Consider the following 18,863-nt stretch of genomic DNA (forward strand, 5'->3'; position numbering starts at 1 on the left):
CAGCCGTTGATTCGTAGGTGTACCAGAACATGATAATGACGTTTGAATAATGATGTGAATCGATAGGGGCGTATTGCATACGCCCCAGGTCGTGCCGCAGCACGTCCCTACGATTCGATCCCGAATCCATTCAGAACCCGATGAGCGATCGTTGAACCTACCGGATCGCGCTGTGGGGCAGCACCGCATGCACGCCGAGCATCCCCGCATTGACCACCTGCGTGATCCGCAGATCCACCAGCACGCTCGCCATACCGAGCGCCACATGTCGCGAAAGCCCGTAGCGCTCCTGCATCAGCTCCAGCATCGCCTCAAGCGCAAGCGCCATCGCCTCGTGGAGATCCTGGTGAAAGCCAAAGGTGATCCAGCCTGCCGGAGTATCGGCGCGCGGCGTGGTCAGGCGCAGATCGGGCAGCAGATCGAAGGCGAGCTCGACGCGCTCCATCGGGCACTCGATCGCCGTGACGCTGACCTCGCCGTCGCCCTGCGCGGCGTGCCCGTCGCCGACCGAGAAGAGGCCGCCCGGCACGGCGATCGGCAGGTAGAGCGTGCTGCCCGCCGTCAACTCTTTACAGTCGATGTTGCCGCCCGTGACGCGCGGCGGCGCGGTCGGGTGCAGCCCCGGCGCTGCGGGCGGCATGCCGAGTACGCCCATGAACGGACGCAGCCCGATCGTATGCCCGTGCTGGTTGTGCCCGATCATCCGATCGACATCTAGGTCCCACAGCAGAAACGTGCCATCCTCGACCACGCCTAGGCGCTCGTTGAGCGGCGTATGCCAGCCGCCCGACGCGGTCCAGCCCCACGCGCCGGGCCGCACATCCTTGATCTGGACCGCCAGCGTCATACCTGGCTCGGCACCGCGAATCGCGATCGGCCCGCAGAGCGCGTGGCCGTTGTCGCGCTCCTGGTCGCGCGGCTCGAACTTGCGCGGTCGCTCGCTCTCCACGGTGGAGGTGCGCGGCTCAAGATTCCAGCCGGCGTCGAGCGTGCGGTAGCAGACCGTATCGCCCGGATCGATCGTCAGCACTGGCTCCAGGTCGCGCGAGAAATGGCCGTGGAGCGTCCGGCGCTCCGGCTCGATCGTATGCGTCGCCATCGCGATTCGCTCCTTTGCTGTAAAATCAAAGAACCTTTTCGGGAAAGGGTTCAAATGATTCTGCGATGAGAACGGGGGATTTTTGGGGGACACCCCCAAGCCCCCGGCCTGTCGGCGCATTTGCGCTACGCCGATCCGGTCGGCTTCGAGAGGCCCAGCTTCTCGGCCAGCCCGACGAAATAATCCAGCACATGCGGATTGCTCATCGAGTCGGGATTGGCCGCCCTGGCGACGGGCACGCCCATCATGATCTTTTTGACCGGCACCTCAAGCTTCTTGCCGCTGAGCGTGCGCGGAATCTCGGGGATCGCAAAGATCTCGTTGGGCACGTGGCGCGGCGAGAGCGAGCTGCGAATCTGGGCGTTGATCCGCGTCTTCAGCTCGTCACTCAGCTCGACGCCGGGCTTGAGCACCACAAAGAGCGGCATGTACGACGCGCCGCCGAGTCCTTCCAGATCGACGACCAGGCTGTCGAGCACGTCGGGAATGCCCTCGACGGTGCGATAGATCTCGCTGGTGCCCATGCGCACGCCCTGTCGATTGATCGTCGAGTCGGAGCGGCCATAGATCACCACGCTGCCGCGCGAGGTAATCTTGATCCAGTCGCCGTGCCGCCAAACGCCCGGAAACATCTCGAAGTAGCTCTCGCAGTAGCGCTTGTGGTCGGGATCGTTCCAGAAGTAGAGCGGCATACTCGGCATCGGCTGCGTGACCACCAGCTCGCCGACCTCGTCGACCAGCGGCTGGCCCTGCTCATCCCAGGCCTGCACGTCGTCGCCGAGCGCGCGGCACTGGATCTCGCCGCGATAGACCGGTAGCAGCGGGCAGCCCGTGACGAACGAGGTGCAGACATCCGTGCCGCCGCTGGTTGAGATCAGCCACAGATCGGGCTTGACGTGCTCATAGACCCACTGAAAGCCCTCCGGCGGCAACGGAGAGCCGGTCGAGCCCATGCTCTTCAGGCGGCTGAGATCGTAGGCTTTGTTCGGCTCGATCCCGGCCTTCATGCACGCCGCGATATACGCCGCGCTGGTGCCGAAGCTGGTCATGCCCGTGTTCTGGGCAAACCCCCACAGGCGGCCCATGTCGGGCCAGCCGGGGCTGCCGTCGTAGAGCAGGATCGTGCAGCCGACCAGCAGCCCGCCGACCAGGAAGTTCCACATCATCCAGCCGGTGGTGCTGAACCAGAAGAAGCGATCCTCAGGCTTGAGATCGAGATGCAGGCTGACCGATTTCAGATGTTCAAGCAGGATACCGCCCTGGCTCTGGACGATCGGCTTGGGCAGGCCGGTAGTGCCCGACGAGTAGAGCACCCACAGCGGATGGTCGAACGGCACCTGCTCGAAGCTGAGATCGGCCTCGCGCGCCAGCAGATCGTCCCAGGCGACCGTGCGCGGCAGATCTGCGGTGCCCACCACCCGATCGAGATACGCCACCAGCACGGTGCGCTCCAGCGTCGGCAGCGCCCGCTGCAGCTCGGCCACCACCGAGCGACGATCCTGGGCCTTGCCGCCGTAGTGGTAGCCATCGACCGCGATCAGCACTTTGGGCGCGATCTGGCTGAAGCGATCGATCACGCTGGGGCTGCCGAAGTCGGGCGAGCAGCTCGACCAGATCGCGCCGATGCTGGCGCAGGCCAAGAGCGCGATCACCGCCTCTGGGATATTGGGCAGATAGGCTACCACGCGGTCGCCGCGCTGCACGCCCATCTCACGCAGCGTGGCGGCAATCGAGGCAACCTTGCGGCGCAGCTCGTCCCAGCCGATCTCGGTGAGCGGCTGGCGCTCCGACTGAAAGATCAGCGCCGGACGATCGGCGGCGGCGTTGCGAAAGATATGCTCCGCGAAGTTCAGATGCGCGCTCGGAAACCAGCGCGCGCCGGGCATCTCGCGCTGCGAGAGCACCGCCGTGTAGGGCGTCGAGCTTTGGATCTCGAAGAACTCCCAGATCGAGGCCCAGAAGCGCTCCACATCGGCGATCGACCACTCCCACAGCGCGGCGTAGTCGTCGAAGGCCAGGCCCCTGGTTTCGTTCAGCCATCGCATATACCGCGTGATCGATGCCTGCTCCTTGAGTGCGGCGGAAGGCTCCCACAGGATCGCGCCTTCGGTCATATTGGACATCTTCGTCTCCATACGATATAGAACATCAGCGCAGAACCAGCGAGTCGGGAAAGCCCGCATGAGATTCTGCAACGAAAGGGGAAGGTCTGGGTCCACCCCCAACCCTCCGGCCTAGCAGCGCCGAACTGCGCCGCTGCATACGATAGCATTATCCCAGGTCCAACGTCAACGGGACGAGACAACCATTGCTTGTGCTGATACGTACTGGTAGTATATCCTCGGCTGCCATCGCCGATCGCTGCGGCGCGGAAGCGGCTGCTCCTCATATCCTGTCGGCCAGCCGCAACGCTGGCACACTTCTCGCCGGAAGAAAAGGTAACAAGATGGAAGTGCTCACAACCAAACGTTTTGAATTTTCTGCGGCGCATCGCTACTGGAATCCCGGTTGGAGCGCCGAGCAGAACATGCAGGTGTTTGGCAAGTGTACCAACGCCTACGGCCACGGCCACAACTACGTGCTGGAAGTCACCGTCGCGGGCGCGGTCGATCCGATCACCGGCATGGTGATCAACGTCGTCGATCTCAAGCAGATCGTCGGGCGGGTGCTGCTCGACTTCGACCACAAGCATCTGAACGAGGACACGCCCTACTTCCGCGACCGCCAGCCGACGACCGAGAATATTGTGCAGGTGTTGTGGACACTGATCGTGCCCGGCCTGCCGGAGGGCGTGCGCCTGCACCGGCTGCGGCTGTACGAGACGGCGGCGATCTTCGCCGACTACTATGGCGGCGCGACGGCCAGCTTTAGCCGCAGCTACCAGTTCTCGGCGGCACATCGGCTCGACAGCCCGCACCTGACGCCAGAGCAGAATATCGCGCTGTACGGCAAGTGCAACAACGCGCAGGGCCACGGCCACGATTACCGCTTCGAGGTGACGGTCGAGGGACCCGTCGATCCGGTGACCGGCATGGTGATCAACCTCGTAGATCTGGATGCGCTGGTGCGGCCGGTGCTGGATGAGCTGGATCATACTCATCTGGACCGCCAGCAGCCGTTCTTCCGCGAGCACCCATCAACTGCCGAAAATGTCGTGGCGTTTCTCTGGCAGCGCCTATCAGCCGTGATCGGCAATCGGCTGCGCTGGATCAGGCTGTGGGAAACGCCCAATAATATGTTTGAGTTCGGAGTACGCGAACCATGAGCAAGAAGATCTCCCCCGACGGCGAGCCGCGACAGACCGTGATCGTCGATGCTGACACAGCGATGATCGAAGACGACGATTCGCTGACGACTACGCTGGTGCAACATATGGGCGTCGGCAAGATCGAGGCGATGCAGTTTCAGAGCAATCCCACGATCGAGCGGGCGATGGCGACGATTTTATCGGAGATCGGCGAAGATCCGCAGCGTGAGGGGCTGATCAAAACTCCGGCTCGCTTTGCCAGGATGTTCAACGAGCTTACCGCAGGCTATCATGTCGATCCTGCCGCGCTGATCAACGACGCGGTCTTCACGGTCGACTACGACGAGATGGTTGTCGTGCGCGACATTCATTTCTATAGCCTCTGCGAGCATCACCTGCTGCCGTTTTACGGTCGGGCGCATGTGGCCTATCTGCCGCAGGGCAAGGTGCTGGGCCTCTCCAAGATCCCGCGCATCGTGGAGATGTACGCCCGCCGCCTGCAAGTGCAAGAGCGCATGACGGTCGAGATCGCAGAATTTATCGATCAGGCGATCAATCCCGGCGGCGTGGCGGTGGTTGCCGAGGGCGTGCATATGTGCTCTGTCATGCGCGGCGTGCGCAAGGAGAGCGCCAGCATGGTGACAAGCGCGATGCGCGGCGGCTTCCGCACCGATCCCAAGACGCGCGCTGAGTTTCTGGAGCTGATCAAGGATGGCAAAGGCCGTGGCTAAGCGCGTGATCATCATCACCGGGGCGGGACGCGGTATCGGGCGGGCGACGGCGGAGGCGTTCGGCGCGCGCGGCGATCATCTCGTGCTTGCCGCTCGCACGCAGGCAGATCTTGAGGCGACAGCGGAGGCGGTGCGCGCCGCAGGCGGCAGCGCGACAGTCGTGCCTTGCGAGATGACCGACGAGCCACAGGTCAAGCGGCTGATCGAAGCCGCCGCATGTATCACCGGCACGATCGACATCGTCGTGTGCAACGCGGGCACCACGGTGGTCGCGCCCTTCACCGAGATCAGCCTGGCCGACTGGGAGCAAACCCTGCGCGTGACGCTGACCGGCACGTTTCTGGTCTGTAAGCATGCCGTCGCGGTGATGCAGGCGGGCGGCCAGATCTTCACGCTGGCCTCGATCGCGGGCCGCAGCGGCTTTCCCAACTGGTCGGCCTACTCGGCGGCGAAGTTCGGCGTGCTCGGCCTGAGCGAGGCGATTCGCGCCGAGCTGCGTCCGCGCAACATTCGCGTCACCGCCGTAATCCCCGGCGCGGTCGATACGCCGCTGTGGGATGCGGTGCCGGGAGAGTGGGATCGAGCCAGAATGCTGCGACCGGCGGATGTTGCCCGCGCGATCGTGTACGCCGCCGACGAGCCGCCGCACGTGTCGATCGATGAGATCGTGCTGGGCCATGCGGCGGGAGCGTTGTAAGAACCGAACGAAGTGAAGGGCGGGGGTGTGGGGGTGGCTCCCACCATTTCTCTCCGTCTCGTAGCTGTGGTAAGAACAAAGAACAACGGAACAACGAAACAAAGCAGCACAAGCTTCCTGGTTCAACCCTTTGTTCTCTGTTCTCTGTTCTTTGTGCTACTTTGGAGCGTTATGCTGACAGTTCGTGGTCCCGGCGCGCCGTTTACGACGATGTTCGACGAGCAGGAGCCGACCGATCGGTTGCTGCCGCGCGAATTCGCGCAGATCTACGGCTCGTGGCCGCTGCCGCCGCCAACCGATCGACCCTTCGTTTATGTCAACTTCGTCATGTCGCACGATGGACGGGTGTCGTTCAACGAGCCGGGGCATCTCGGCGGCGGCGATGTCAGCAGGCGCGACGATCACGATCGCTGGCTGATGGGGCTGCTCAGGGCGCGGGCCGACGCGGTGCTGGTCGGCGGCTCGTCGATCGAGGCGGCGGGCAACCACGTGTGGACGCCCAGCGCGGTCTTTCCCGGCGACGCCGAGGCATTCGCGGCGCTGCGGCAGCGCGAGGGGCGGAGCGACGTGCCGCTGCTGGTCGTGCTGACTCGTAGCGGCAATGTGCCAGCCCACGCGCCGTCGCTCGACAATCCCGGTCTGCCGGTGCTGATCGCCACAACCAGCACGGGCGCGAGCCGGGCGCGTGAGATCCTCGGCAATCGCGCCTGGGTGCGCTACCTCGACATGGGCGAGCAGTTGGCGCAGATCGCGGTCATGCGGCGGCTGCGCGGCGCGGGCATCCGTAGCCTGCTGTGTGAGGCAGGGCCGCAGGTGTACGCCGCGCTGCTGCAAGATGGCCTGATCGACGATGCGTTTGTCACGCTCAGCCCGATCATGATCGGCGAGACAGCGGAGCAGCCACGCCCCAGCCTGATCGAGGGCGTGGCCTTTCCCTACCGGCAGCCGCCCCACCTGCGGCTGCTCAGCGTCCACCGCCACGGCAGCTACCTGTACCTGCACTCACGGTACGAGCAGGACGACATGTAGGTCCACACCAGCGGCCTACCTGAGCTATCCCGGCAGCCGCTCGATCACCAGCTTCAGAGTCTTGCGCAGCCATGCCACATCGTCGGGCGTGAGCGACGGCCACGGCGCGAAATACAGCCGATCCGTCTCGGCCTCGATCGCGTCGCGAGTCTGCTGGCCGCGCGGTGTCAGCGCCAGCGCGTCGCCGTCGCGGGTGATATAGCCAGCCGCACTCAGCGCTATCACGCCGCGCTCGATGTCTGCGGGACGCTGCCCCGGCACGCGCTCGGTCAGCGCGGCGATCGTCATTGCCTCGCCGGTCCACAGCCGCGTCAAGAGATCGAGCATTGGGCCGTCGAATCCGGCACCGCGCCACGCCGCGTTATGCGCGTCGTCGCGGGCGGTCCACAGCGCATAGACCGCCCGATCCAGCCGCGCCATCGCGCTACCGCTCGACAGCGGCAGACGATGGACACGCTCCTGATGCGGACTAGCGGCAGGCTCCGGCACGCTCCACAGCCGCGCCGCGATCTCGGAAAGCGTATCGGCCAGCCGCGTGAGATCCGGCTCATCGATCGGCGTGAGCGTCGCAAGATACGCCTGCGCGCCGCGCTCCATCTGCTCGATCAGCGCGCGGCCCTGCGGCGTTACGGCGTACCCATCGCCAGTCTGCGAAACGTAGCCGCCGCTCACCAGCTCCGGCAGCAGATCGACCCAATCATGCACCGTGCTGTACGGATTGAACAGCCGCGCGCGCAGCTCATCCAGCGATAGCCGAACGCCCGGATCAGCCTCTTCGACCAGCGCCCGCAGCAAAAACAGCGCCGGTCGCGTCAGCCGCGACTGGTCGACCAGCGCTTGCAGCCCGGTCCAGCCGCGCCGCCGCCGCATCAGGAATTGCGGCAGCAGCTCCACCAGCGCCCGCCGCTCGTCTTCACTGCTCACGTCGCACTCCTGCCGCCGCACGCTACCGCCCGATCGCCTCGATCGCCCGCGCCAGATCGAGATCCTTCTGCGTCACCTGATTCCCGGCGTCGTGCGTCACCAGGGCCAGCGACACGCGATTGTAGCGGATGTCGATGTCGGGATGGTGGCCGTGCGCCTCGGCCAGAAACGCCACGTGGACCGTCCAGGCCATCGCCTCGACGAAGTTGTTGAACGTATAGGTCTTGCGGATCATCCCGTCGGTGTAGCTCCAGCCCGCAAGCTCGCCAAGCTGGCTTTGAATCGTCGCGCTATCCATGCAATCCTCCTGTGCTCACATCGATCTATCAGAATCAAACCTCAGACCAGCGGCGTGATCTCGCCCAAAAACATCTCGGTGACGCGCGTCCAATCGTAGTCCGCGACAATCGCACGGCCCGCCTGCCCGTACTGCGCCCGCCGCTGGTGATCGGTCAGCAGCAGTAGCAGCGCCCCCGCGATTCCGACGACATCGCCGGGTGGCAGCAGAATGCCGCTCTCGCCGTGCCGCACCACCTCAGGGATCGCCGCCGCCGTCGTCGAGACGACCGGCAGACCCGACGCCATCGCCTCCAAAAAGACGATACCGAAGCCCTCCTGCACGCTGGGCATGCAAAACACATCGCAGTGCGCGTACTCGGCCTTAACCTCAGCGTCGGGAATGCCGCCCAGAAACGTCGCCGCATCGGTAATGCGCAGCTCCTGGGCCAGCGCGAGCAGCTTCTGGTGCTCCGGCCCGTCGCCAACGATCCGCAGCCGCGCCTCAGGCAGATGTCGGCGCAGCAGCGCAAAGGCCCGCAGCAGATCGTCGACATGCTTGCGCGGATAATGCCGGGCAACACACAGAATCGTCGGACGTGAATCGGCGCGCGGTGGCGTTTGCGCCAGGGCCGCCTGCCAGGCTCGCACGTCGATGCCCTCCGGCACGATCCCGATCCGCTCAGGCGACACATCATAGTGCTGCACAATCTTGCGGCGGCAGTACTCGCTGGTCGTCACCACGCGATCGGCGCGGCGGGCATTGGAGCCTTCCAGCCGCGAGAGCAGCGTAAAGATCAGGCGGACCAGGCCGCGCTCGTGCTGGAGCTCCTCGGCGATGATACCTTTGATCGAGCAGACATAGGGCCAGTTGCCACGCGGCAGCCACACGCCGTCGAAGTCGAAGCCGACCACCAGATGATACGCCGCGCGGCGCAGGCGGAGCGGCAGCTTTAGGTTGAACAGCAGCCGCCGCAGCGTGATCGATAGGCGGTCGGGCGATGGCGCAATCCGGTCGATATGATGGCTCTGCTGTTGCAGCCCTTGTTCCAGCCCGGTGATGCCGACCGCCGTGCCGCTGCCTTCGACCGAAGTCTGGAGCCACGAGTCGAGAAACGCAATGCGCAGCGGACGCGCAGGAGATCTGTCGCGCATTACGCCTGGCCCGTCACGGTCATTGGAATGCTCGCGCCGGTAATGCTGGCGGCGGCATCGCTCAGCAGAAACGCGATCGTATCGGCGATCCGATCGAGCGATACCAACTGGCTCGAATCCATGAACTCGCGCATCGCGGGCGTGTCCAGCGAGCCCGGCAGCAAAATGTTCGCCGTGATGCGCGTATCCTTCAGCTCGTTCGCCACGATCTCGGTCAGCACGTTCAGGCCCGCCTTGGAGACGGTGTAGGCCGCGATGCCGCCGGGCCGGGCCGCGACCGCCGCCGAGCCGATCGTGATAATCCGTCCCTCGCCGCGCTCGCGAAGCTGCGGCAGCACCGCCTGAATCGTCGTGAACGCACTGGTCAGATTGAGCGTGAGCAGCTTATTCCAGGCTTCCAGCGACGTATCCTGCACCGCGCCCATCTCGAAGCCACCCGCGAGATGCACCAGACCGTAGAGCGGACCCCACTGCTTGCGCACCAGATCGACAACCTCGCGCACCGCAGCGTCATCGGCAAGATCGGCCTCCAGCCCGTGCAGGCGATCAGTCTCGCCGATCGCCTGTGTGAGCGCCTGCCACGAGTCGCGCGAGAGATACAGCACGAAACAGGTATACTCGTCCAGCAAACGTCGGACAACAGCGTGTCCCAGGCCGCCGGTGCCACCAGTGATCAACAGCGATCGAGTCGATTGTTCTGTCATGGGCATATCCACGAGGCACTGGCAACGCCTCGTTCCTCCTAAACGCTTATTATAATTTAGAAACGAAGGACGTTTCACATGAGCAGACCGCTACCTGATCCGCCGCCGGATACCACCGCTCACGTCCGCGCCGTGCCCCACGTGAGCGCTTCGAGTTTTCCACAGCACGATAACCTCGCCATCGCCGCAGGCGCGGTCGTCGGCGTGCTCGCGCGCTTTACCGTCGGCGAGATCGCTCAGCGGCATCTTCCGATCGGCTTCCCGATCGCCACGCTGCTGGTCAACCTGCTTGGCTGCCTGCTGATCGGCATCGTGCAGGCGCTCGCCCTGGAGCGCCGCGCAATCCGCCGCAGTGTCCAGATCTTGCTCGCCGTCGGCGTGCTCGGCGGCTTCACCACCTTCTCAACCTTCAGCGTCGAGACGGTGCGGCTGCTGCAAGCAGGCCGGATCGCAGCCGCCCTGAGCTACCAGGGCCTATCGCTGCTCGGCGGCGTGGGCGCGGTCATGCTCGGCGGCGCGGGAGCGCACGCGGGCTACCGCTGGCTGAGCGAGCGCGGCGGGAGGCGCACGTGAGCTACCTGCTCCTCGCGCTTGGCGGCATCGCGGGCGCGCTCTGCCGCTACCACGGCGTGCGGGCCATCCACGCGCGCACGACGATCGCCTTTCCTGTCGGCACCTATGTGATCAACCTGAGCGGCAGCTTTATGCTGGGCCTGCTCGCGGCCCTCCTGGCGCGCCATCCGGCATGGCCGGTCGAGCAGCTTGGCCTGCTCTTCGGCACGGGCTTCTGCGGCGCGTACACGACGTTCTCGTCGTTTGCCTTCGAGAGTACACAGCTCTGGCGGCAGGCACAGCGTCGCCGCGCGCTGCTCAACCTCGTGAGTCAGCCGCTGCTGGGGATCCTGGCGGCCTGGATCGGACTCCTGATCGGCGGATAGGCTCAGCGGCGGGGCAAAGAAAAACGGCACCGCAGCCGGAGCATCTTATTGTCTCGCTCCGGCTGCGGTACCGCCTGTGCAGACTGTGTCCAGGCCCTCCTAGCTACGCGCACGTGGCGTGAGCGTCGAAGGGAACGTCGTAGCCAACAGCGCCCGAATACGGTCGGTTGGAGCAACAAGTGCTGGCGTGGCGCATTCGCAATAGATAAACCCCTGTGCCATGGCCGTTTGCCGATCGCGGAAGGCGATGCCCTGTTGAGGACGAGACGCACAATCACCGTGATGCAGCAGCCCAGTGTCTGGATCGCCAATAAAGGCAGTGCGGGGGGAAGTATGAGCGGGGGGTTGTGGTACGAAGAATGCCATACGATCCTCCTAAATCACTCAAATCCAGAACAAGACACAATGATCTGCACATCTACTTAATAGCAATAGTTTAAAAAAAGTTACGGCAACAATGTCCTGTTTCTGGAATGTGATAAGTCCTACGGGGGGCAAGGACTGATGGGGGGTTCGGATGGGGGGCTTGATGTACTCAGGCGCTCCGGATAGGCCATGAGGGGCATAGCCTGCAAGCAGCGCTTACCACAAAACCGGAATGAGCAGCACAATCGTCAGCAGCACGACGGCTACTGTTGCCAGCATACTCCAGAAGAGCAACAACTTCAAGTGCCCGTCGTAGGCAAAGTTGCCGACGTTGACTCGGTTTTCAAAGCCGTACACCTGCACGAGATGGACGGCATCATCGCTGCGGCGCTCGGCGCTCTCGCCCTCGATCACTACCTCGTTGTGGCCCATGTCCAGGCGCACCTCGGTGTATGGGATCATCTGGATCGTGACTTCGGACATCGCGATCCGCGTATCGGTGTTGAGCTGCTTTTGCACGCCCTCGATCAGCCGTTTCAGGCCGGGCACCGCCGCCCACTCGCGCTTCAGACCTTTCATGTGCCGCTCGCGATAGACCAGCGTGAGCTCGATCTCCTGACGTAGCCGCTGCTCGTCCAGATTGGGCAGATCATCATAGCTCGACACTGAGGTTGCCTGACGGCTCCACTCGAAGGCTCGCCGCTGAACCAGCCGACCCTCGCCGTTGCAGCGCTCGCACTTGTTGCGGCCCATGCCGCCGCACGCGGTACACGGCACCAGCACCTGCTTCACATGCGTGGTCTGCGCCATCGGATCGGCCAGCGCTGTCGCGGAGCCGCCGCGCTGCCCGCCCTGGCTGCCATGCGCCACCGCGCGGCCAGGCCCCACCTGCTGCACGTGCAGCGCGACGCTATCGCCGTTACTCGTCTCATGCGCGCCAAGCGGACGCGCCACCAGCACCCGCCGCGAGCCTTTGCACTCGGCGCACAGCTCGTAGCCGCTGCCCTCGCAGCGCGGACAGGCGATCACTCGCTCGGAGCCCGGAATCACCTCGGCGCGGCCCGGATCGTCGGCAAACTCCGTGGGCACCGGCAGCGGAACCTCCCAGCGCGGCGTTTCTTTCAGCACAGGCAGTTCGGGCGCGTTCGCATCCGGCTCTTCGATGTCTTTCGGCTCGGTGCGCGTCTCGAACAAGACGTTGAGCTGATAAAAATACACGTTGCGGCTGCGCACCTCGCGCAGGTTGACGATCCGCCCCAGGTGCGGCTTGCGAAACTCCAGCCGCCGCCCCTGGCCGCTCCACTCGTCGAGGATGCGCGCCACGACCAGCGGATCGCGCAGCTCCTCCGCCCGCTTATTCGAGCGCTCGAACGGCTCACGCATCAGGTCAGCCGCCAGCGCCTGCTCGACCTCGCTCTCGACCAGGCCGATGCTCTGGAAGGATGGCGCGGTGTTGATCGCGCGGATCGTGGTGGCATCGCTGAGCGCCAGCGGCTGCTCGTTGACGGCAATACCCGAGCGGGTGAGCGCCCGCTCCAGGGCATGGATCGCGGCTCCGGCGCTGGGATAGCGCTTTTTGGGATCGACCGCCAGCAGCGTTTGCATGATGCCGTCGATCTCCAGCGGCAGCTCCACGCCGCGATAGGCCAGCGGCATAATCCCGGCGAAGCGGTAGTCGGGGTGCTGCGGCGGCGTCTCCCAGGGCAGCTCGCCGGTCAGCATGTAGTACAGGATCACACCCAGGCCGTACAGATCCGAGAGCGTCGTCACCGCCGTTGCGGACTGGGCGTGCTCCGGCGAGAAAAAGCCGGGCGTGCCCATGATAATATCGGTGCTGGTATGATGCTGGTTGGGCCGCCGCGCAATGCCGAAGTCGGTCAGCAGCGCGCGGTTGCCGCTGGAGTCGAGCAGAATATTGCCGGGCGAGACATCGCGATGAATGATGCTGCGGCTATGGGCATAGTCCAGGGCCGAGCCAATCTGCCGAAAGATCGAAACGGCCTCGGTGATCGGCAGCTTGCCGACCTTTTCGATGCGCTGCCGCAGCGAGCCGCCCGAAACAAGCTCCATCACCGTGTAGGGAAAGCTATTGGTCGGCGTCGCGTGATCGTAGATCTGGATAATGTTCTGGTGGCGAAGCTGGCTGGTTAGCTCGGCCTCCCGCGAGAAGCGCAGGATGCTTTCTTCGTCGTGGCTGAGCAGCAGCTTAACCGCGACGGCGCGCTCATGCAGAAAGATATGGCGGCCCATCCAGACCTGGCTGGTCGCGCCACGGCCAAGCTCGTGCTCCAGCCGATAGTTACCGATCGTTTGCGGAATATTCGCCACGCACTACTCCCAGTAGAACTCCCGTGCGCTTCGATTATACCATGGACAGTAGGAAACTTCTGAAAGAACCAAATGGAGCCAGACAAAGAACAAAGAACAAAGAACCGTGACAGGAAGCTATTTCCTTTGTTCTTTGTTCTCTGTTCCGTTGTGCTCTTCGCGGTTCCTGGTTCTCGATCTAGCGTCGTCCGGGGAAGACCGCGCCGAAGATCGACGGCGGCAGCTTGAACCCGTTGGCTTCGAGCTGCGGCGTGAACTTAGGCCGCACGCCGGTCGGGCGCATCTCGGTGATCATCTTGCCCTCAGGCGTCATGCCTTTCTCTTCGAGGATGAAGATGTCCTGAAGCACCACGGTGCCGCTTTCAAGGCCCTGCACCTCGGTGATCGCGCTGACCTTACGCGAGCCGTCACGCAGACGGGTCTGCTGCACGATCAGGTTGATCGCCGAGGCGATCTGCTCGCGGATCACCGCCACGGGCATATCCATACCGGCCATCATACACATCGTCTCAAGACGCGAGATCCCGTCGCGGGGCGAGTTGGCGTGAAGCGTCGTGAGCGAGCCGTCGTGGCCGGTGTTCATCGCCTGGAGCATGTCGAAGGCCTCGCCGCCACGGCACTCGCCGATCACGATCCGCTCAGGACGCATACGCAGCGAGTTGATCACCAGATCGCGGATCGCGACGCGGCCCGTGCCGTCGACCTCGGCGGGCTTGGCCTCAAGGCGCACGACGTGATCCTGAGCCAGCTTAAGCTCCGCCGAGTCCTCGATCGTGACGATACGATCTTCTTCGGGGATAAAGTTCGACAGCACGTTGAGCAGCGTCGTCTTACCGGAGCCAGTACCACCGGACACGACGATGTTCAGCTTCGAGACGACGCACGCCTGGAGAAAATCGGCCATCTCCTTGGTCATCGACCCGAAGCGGATCAGGTCGGCAACCTGAAGCTTGGTCTTGCTGAATTTACGGATGGTGATCGTCGGGCCGTCGATCGCGCAGGGCGGGATGATCGCGTTGACGCGCGAGCCGTCGGGCAGACGCGCGTCGACCATCGGCCACTTGCGGTCGATGCGCCGACCGAGCGGACGGATGATGCGATCGATGATCTTGAGCGCATGGTCGTCGTTGAGAAACTTAATATCGGTCAGCTCGATCTTGCCTTTGTGCTCGGCATAGACCATCTGCGGGCCATTGACCATCACCTCGGTGCAGGCATCGTCGTCGAGCAAGCTCTGGATCGGCCCGAAGCCGTAGATCTCAGTCATGACCATCCCGTAGAGCGCTTTGATCTGCTCCTGCGAGAGATTGGTGCCGCTCTGCCGGTAGTAGTTGGCGAAGCGCTCCTGAATCAGGCGCTCCGTCTCTGCCGTGCGCTCGATCTGCGTTTGTGAGCCGAACGACGCCAGAATGCGGTCGGTGATCGCCAGCGACAGCTCCAACATTTTGGCCCGCGTCACGCCTTCGCCGCTGGCCTCCACGCTGGGAGCGTGCGTAGCGGCAGGCGGCGTGTTGAGCACCGGCGCGGCGGCAGGCGGCGAAGCCGTGGCAGCCGGAGCGGTGGGCGATGGCGGAGCAGGTTCGGAATTGAGACGCTTAAGCAGAGACATATTGACAACTCCCGCAAACGATTCGACAGGCAGATGACTCCTCAAAGATGTAGGAGCGCACATACTAGCCGGATCATGGCATACGAGCGCGGAGAGCACCAAGGGTCTGTGGTACAACTTGAGGCTACCAGTTTGGCCTAGCCGGCCCATGACAAACGGCGCGGGCGGAGCTACCTCCGCCCGCGTGATCCGCCAGACGATTGTGAGGTGCCTACTGCTTGGTGAAGCGCACCGCGTCAAAGCCGACATACGTACAGGTGACGCACTCGCCGGTCGCGTCGGTCAGCTCGACGTACTCGGTGCCGTTCGCGGCGAAATAGAACGTGCCCACGGGCACCCACTGGTTATAGTAGATCGACTGGTCGACGGTCGCGTAGTTGTTCGCGCCGTTATGGTAGATCCGGTACCTGGCCGACTTAGACGAGGCATAGTTATTCGGGATAAAGACCTCGACGGCGTAGTTTCCGGCACCCGTGCTCAGCGATGGCTTCCAGCGACCATAGTTGCTGACCGTCGAGACGTTGGAGTAGGTCCACCACATGTGGCTGTTATAGCCGTAGGCGGCCTCCCACCAATATTGCGTCGGGCCGTACCTGGTAAAGCCCGCGCTCTGGTCGTCGACGACGATCGGCGTGGACGAGGAGATCGTGCTGACGACCACGTTATCGTAGTAGAACGGAACCATCCACTGCCAGGTGCGTCCGTTATCGGCGTACCACTTCGAGCCCCACTGGCTCATGTAGGTGCCGACAGTCCAGCCGTGGTTCTCGCTGCACTGCCCGGAGGTGCGGCTGCTGTTGTAGCTGCCCGCGCAGTAGTGTGCCTGGAAGATCGCGCCATTGCGCGTCATCTTGTAGCCCCAGTTGGCATCGGTTGCCGCGTCGGTGCTGGCGTACGACACGTTCGGGTTATAGACCTGATCGGCGGTGGTGTCTTTGACATCGTAGCCCGCGCCGGGATACTTGGAGTAGATCGTCCAGTACCAGCCGTAGGTCTTGACCGCCATCGCGCCCGCGCGCAGCGACTCGGCGTGCCAGCTTGAGATCCACTCGCTGGGCAGCACGTGCTTGACGTAGTAGTTGAAATTAACGGTATCGATGCGGCCCAGGCTCACGCGATAGACGCGAATCGTGGAGGGCGGCGTGGTGTTGGTCGCCAGCGCGCCGACCTCAGATGCAAGCGGCGGATTGGCCGGTCCCGGCTCCTGCGCTGCGCCGCTCTCCGACCGATGCGGCTGCACGTCGATCACCTCTGGCTCCGCCTGATGCTCTCGCGTCGCAGACAGCGGCGCGTCGATCTGCAACGTGTCGTTGGGGATGACCGTGGCCTGGCGGATGATCCAGGGTCGGTAGCCCCTGGCCTTGACCAGCACCTCGACCTTCACGGGTTCATTCAGCGCCAGATCCTCGAAGACCGCCGCGCCCTTGCCGTTGGTCGTCGCCTTGAGGCCAAGCGGCAGCACCGTTACCTCGGCCCCTTCGACGGGCGTGCCCTCAGGTGTGCGCGCCGACAGCATCATCCCGGTTGTGCCTTCGGGCGCAGCCAGCGCGGGCGAGGATGGCACGAGTACGGCCTGGAATGCGAGCGACAGCCCAACGACGACTAACATGAGCGTGCGGAAAAAACTACGTTGCATACGCTGCTCCTTGCACATTGCGAACCAGCCCGATTCGCAGCGAACCCCGACGATCGAGGGATCATGCGCTTGGCGCTCGATCCCTGGCCTGTGTTAGCTCTAGCCCGAAGATGAAGCGAGGTGAGGGTTGTTTTAAACCAGGGTTTAACCTCAGTATAGGGGAGACAGCGATCGGGGTAAAGGTAGGGGATTCCCTACCCCCGGCGGCGATACGCCAGACGCACGAAGCCCACCGGCACGCAGGTGTCCGTACCGATGGGCTTCGGTTGTGATCTCGGTCAGGCCCTCACCCCGGCCCCTTCCCACCTTCGCGGGTCCCGTTCCCGCTCGGCTTCGGCCTAGGAGAGGGGGAGAATCTCGGCCCGGTTCTTGGTTCCTGGCTCTCCGTTTGTTCTTTCCGCGTTCTTTGTTCTTAGTTCTTTCCGCGCGCTATGCCTCGCCCATCACCAGGCCCTCGATCGTATGCGCCTGCACGATCGGCTCCAGCTCATCGACGACGCGGCAGGTCATGTGCCGACGCAGCTCGACGGGCAGCGTCTCGTAGAACGGCCTGGTGAACTGGAGGTCATGCCGCTCCGCGTTGCGCGCATCGGGCGCGTCCACGCCGAGGACCAGCACCGGACGAGACTTGTTCGAGCGATTGGCGGTGCCGCGATGGATCGTGAGAGCCGAGCGCACCGAGATGTCGCCCATCTGCGGCATCTTCTGCTGCCTGCGCTCCTCGTACCGCCCGTAGAGCGACTTGGGCGGGAACATCCCGTGCTCGAACTCGGTGGGATCGTCCCACTGCGTGCCGGGCGCGATCTCGAACGGTCCCATATCCTCGAAGACATCGACCGTCGTCAGGTTGAAGGCGAGCGAGTTCAGCCGCCGACCGATCAGCGTCTCCTCTGGGGCCGGGAAGTCGCGGTGCCACGGCTGGTAGAGCGCGCCGGGCAGCGGCACGTCGAAGCCGATCTCGACGATCTTGTAATCGGGGCCGAGCACCGACTCGCAGACCGTCACCACCCACGGATGCGTAGCCAGCTCGACGAAGCCGCGAATACGCTCCGGGTGAATCTCGACATAGTAGCGCTTAGGACCTCGACCAACCGCGCCGCCTGGCCGCTGAAGCGCCTCCTGAAACAAGACCTCGATGTCCTCGCCGAGCTGCCGCGCCCAACTGCGGTCGAAGGCTCCCTTGAGGCCAATGAATCCGTCGCCATAGAGGCCGCCCATGATCGTCGCGATGTCAAAGTGCTGGTCCTGCATCTGGCTCGTCGTGCTCATAATCTCTCCTTCACGCGAGAAGCTAAGAAGATGGTTCGGATGCGCTGCCGCGCTACACAGCGCCAGCGGCAACGATACGCCCGACGACGCTCCTGGGGGATCGAGCTGGCAACAAAGGTCGTCGACACAGAGCGGCAGTGTACCATAATCGATGGATGAGCGGCAGCTTTAGATCCGTGGCGTGACCGGCAGCGCGCGCATTTCCTGGGGAAAGAGGCTGCGCAGCCAATCGTTCACGGTACAGTCGATCACCAGATGGACGCGATCGGTCGCGCTCTGGTTCTCGACGCGATGCCGCAGGTTCAGGTTGAGATACCAGCACTCGCCCTCGCGCATATCCAGCCGCTCGCCGTCGAGAAAGAAGGCGACATCGGGATTGGTATAGACCGGCACATGCAGCCGGACCTCGCCGTCTTCAAAGCCGAGCCGAAAATCCTTATGCTCCCGAATGCTCGATCGCGCCGCCAGCCGCAGCAATCTGACCGATTGCAGGTGACACTCGAACGTGGCGAGCACCTCCTGCATGTACGGGCAGCGCGCCAGAATGCTGGTATCGGCGAAGTCTTCCACCGCCGTCGGATCGGGGTAGAGCTGGCGCGCCACACCGCCGACCGAGCGCAGCGCCGCGCCGCTCCAATCGCCCTCGTAGTAGGACGTATTGAAGTGCGGCACCCAATCGTCCGGCAGCAGCGCATCGACATCGGCCTTCAGACGAGCCGGATCAAAGGTAAAGGGCAGCTTCAAGCTCTTGAGCATACGAACCTCGCAGTGGATCACAAATACAGGAGTCGGGCCGATCGGGAGCGCGGATCGAGGCGGAGGAGGCGGCAGATGCGATCCGGTAGCATATGAGAG

The 18,863-nt window shown here is 63.8% G+C and carries 17 protein-coding genes; 6 read left to right on the forward strand and 11 right to left on the reverse strand.

Features of this window, described 5'->3' with window-relative positions:
- Nucleotides 1–157: 157 nt before the first annotated feature.
- Together VFZ66_24335 and VFZ66_24340 are read right to left on the reverse strand one after the other, a co-directional pair.
- The gene (locus VFZ66_24335; GenBank protein ID HEX6292338.1) at nt 158–1,099 is read right to left on the reverse strand and encodes an acetamidase/formamidase family protein; all 942 of its coding nucleotides are present in this window, start codon (nt 1,097–1,099) and stop codon (nt 158–160) included.
- A gap of 125 nt (nt 1,100–1,224) precedes the next feature.
- The gene (locus VFZ66_24340) at nt 1,225–3,222 is read right to left on the reverse strand and encodes an acetoacetate--CoA ligase (GenBank protein ID HEX6292339.1); all 1,998 of its coding nucleotides are present in this window, start codon (nt 3,220–3,222) and stop codon (nt 1,225–1,227) included.
- Between the two features lie 323 nt (nt 3,223–3,545).
- Between VFZ66_24340 and VFZ66_24345 the strand changes: the two genes are divergently transcribed.
- The 4 genes from VFZ66_24345 (at nt 3,546) to VFZ66_24360 (ending at nt 6,803) form a co-directional block, all read left to right on the forward strand.
- Entirely contained in the window at nt 3,546–4,364 is an 819-nt protein-coding gene (locus VFZ66_24345; protein HEX6292340.1) for a 6-carboxytetrahydropterin synthase, read from the forward strand.
- 131 nt (nt 4,365–4,495) lie between these two features.
- The gene (gene folE, locus VFZ66_24350; GenBank protein ID HEX6292341.1) at nt 4,496–5,077 is read left to right on the forward strand and encodes a GTP cyclohydrolase I FolE; all 582 of its coding nucleotides are present in this window, start codon (nt 4,496–4,498) and stop codon (nt 5,075–5,077) included.
- The gene (locus VFZ66_24355; protein ID HEX6292342.1) at nt 5,070–5,774 is read left to right on the forward strand and encodes an SDR family NAD(P)-dependent oxidoreductase; all 705 of its coding nucleotides are present in this window, start codon (nt 5,070–5,072) and stop codon (nt 5,772–5,774) included. Before folE ends, VFZ66_24355 begins: the two co-directional genes overlap by 8 nt.
- Nucleotides 5,775–5,945: 171 nt before the next feature.
- On the forward strand, nt 5,946–6,803 hold the full coding sequence (locus VFZ66_24360; protein HEX6292343.1) for a dihydrofolate reductase family protein: 858 nt from the start codon (nt 5,946–5,948) through the stop codon (nt 6,801–6,803).
- Between the two features lie 24 nt (nt 6,804–6,827).
- On the opposite strand, the gene VFZ66_24365 is transcribed toward VFZ66_24360, so the two are convergent.
- The 4 genes from VFZ66_24365 to VFZ66_24380 are packed head-to-tail and all read right to left on the reverse strand — an operon-like array spanning nt 6,828 to nt 9,862.
- Nucleotides 6,828–7,727 (reverse strand): hypothetical protein, encoded by a 900-nt coding sequence (locus VFZ66_24365; GenBank protein ID HEX6292344.1) that lies wholly within the window; start codon nt 7,725–7,727, stop codon nt 6,828–6,830.
- 22 nt (nt 7,728–7,749) lie between these two features.
- Nucleotides 7,750–8,025 (reverse strand): 4a-hydroxytetrahydrobiopterin dehydratase, encoded by a 276-nt coding sequence (locus VFZ66_24370; GenBank protein ID HEX6292345.1) that lies wholly within the window; start codon nt 8,023–8,025, stop codon nt 7,750–7,752.
- Nucleotides 8,026–8,066: 41 nt separating this feature from the next.
- Nucleotides 8,067–9,158, reverse strand: coding sequence for a glycosyltransferase family 4 protein (locus tag VFZ66_24375; protein HEX6292346.1), 1,092 nt, complete (start codon nt 9,156–9,158; stop codon nt 8,067–8,069).
- Entirely contained in the window at nt 9,158–9,862 is a 705-nt protein-coding gene (locus VFZ66_24380; protein ID HEX6292347.1) for an SDR family NAD(P)-dependent oxidoreductase, read from the reverse strand. Before VFZ66_24380 ends, VFZ66_24375 begins: the two co-directional genes overlap by 1 nt.
- A gap of 78 nt (nt 9,863–9,940) precedes the next feature.
- On the opposite strand from VFZ66_24380, the gene crcB (VFZ66_24385) reads away from it, so the two are divergent.
- Both crcB (VFZ66_24385) and crcB (VFZ66_24390) read left to right on the forward strand, forming a co-directional pair.
- Nucleotides 9,941–10,435, forward strand: a complete 495-nt coding sequence (crcB, locus tag VFZ66_24385; GenBank protein HEX6292348.1) for a fluoride efflux transporter CrcB — start codon at nt 9,941–9,943, stop codon at nt 10,433–10,435.
- Nucleotides 10,432–10,800 (forward strand): fluoride efflux transporter CrcB, encoded by a 369-nt coding sequence (gene crcB / locus VFZ66_24390; GenBank protein HEX6292349.1) that lies wholly within the window; start codon nt 10,432–10,434, stop codon nt 10,798–10,800. Before crcB (VFZ66_24385) ends, crcB (VFZ66_24390) begins: the two co-directional genes overlap by 4 nt.
- Before the next feature lie 582 nt (nt 10,801–11,382).
- Here crcB (VFZ66_24390) and VFZ66_24395 read toward each other — a convergent pair.
- From VFZ66_24395 to VFZ66_24415, 5 genes are all read right to left on the reverse strand, one after another.
- Complete coding sequence (locus VFZ66_24395) at nt 11,383–13,494, reverse strand: protein kinase (protein ID HEX6292350.1); 2,112 nt, start codon at nt 13,492–13,494, stop codon at nt 11,383–11,385.
- A gap of 178 nt (nt 13,495–13,672) precedes the next feature.
- A complete protein-coding gene (locus VFZ66_24400; GenBank protein HEX6292351.1) occupies nt 13,673–15,103 on the reverse strand; it encodes a CpaF family protein in 1,431 nt (476 codons plus the stop codon).
- 211 nt (nt 15,104–15,314) lie between these two features.
- On the reverse strand, nt 15,315–16,739 hold the full coding sequence (locus VFZ66_24405; GenBank protein HEX6292352.1) for a SpoIID/LytB domain-containing protein: 1,425 nt from the start codon (nt 16,737–16,739) through the stop codon (nt 15,315–15,317).
- Nucleotides 16,740–17,168: 429 nt separating this feature from the next.
- Nucleotides 17,169–18,008 carry a phytanoyl-CoA dioxygenase family protein gene (locus VFZ66_24410; protein HEX6292353.1) on the reverse strand — a complete coding sequence of 280 codons (840 nt, stop codon included), beginning with the start codon at nt 18,006–18,008 and terminating at the stop codon, nt 17,169–17,171.
- Between the two features lie 168 nt (nt 18,009–18,176).
- The coding region (locus tag VFZ66_24415; GenBank protein ID HEX6292354.1) for an aspartyl/asparaginyl beta-hydroxylase domain-containing protein at nt 18,177–18,863 on the reverse strand (687 nt) is incomplete at its 5' end.

Source organism: Herpetosiphonaceae bacterium (assembly GCA_036374795.1).
Classification (GTDB): Bacteria; Chloroflexota; Chloroflexia; order Chloroflexales; family Kallotenuaceae; genus LB3-1.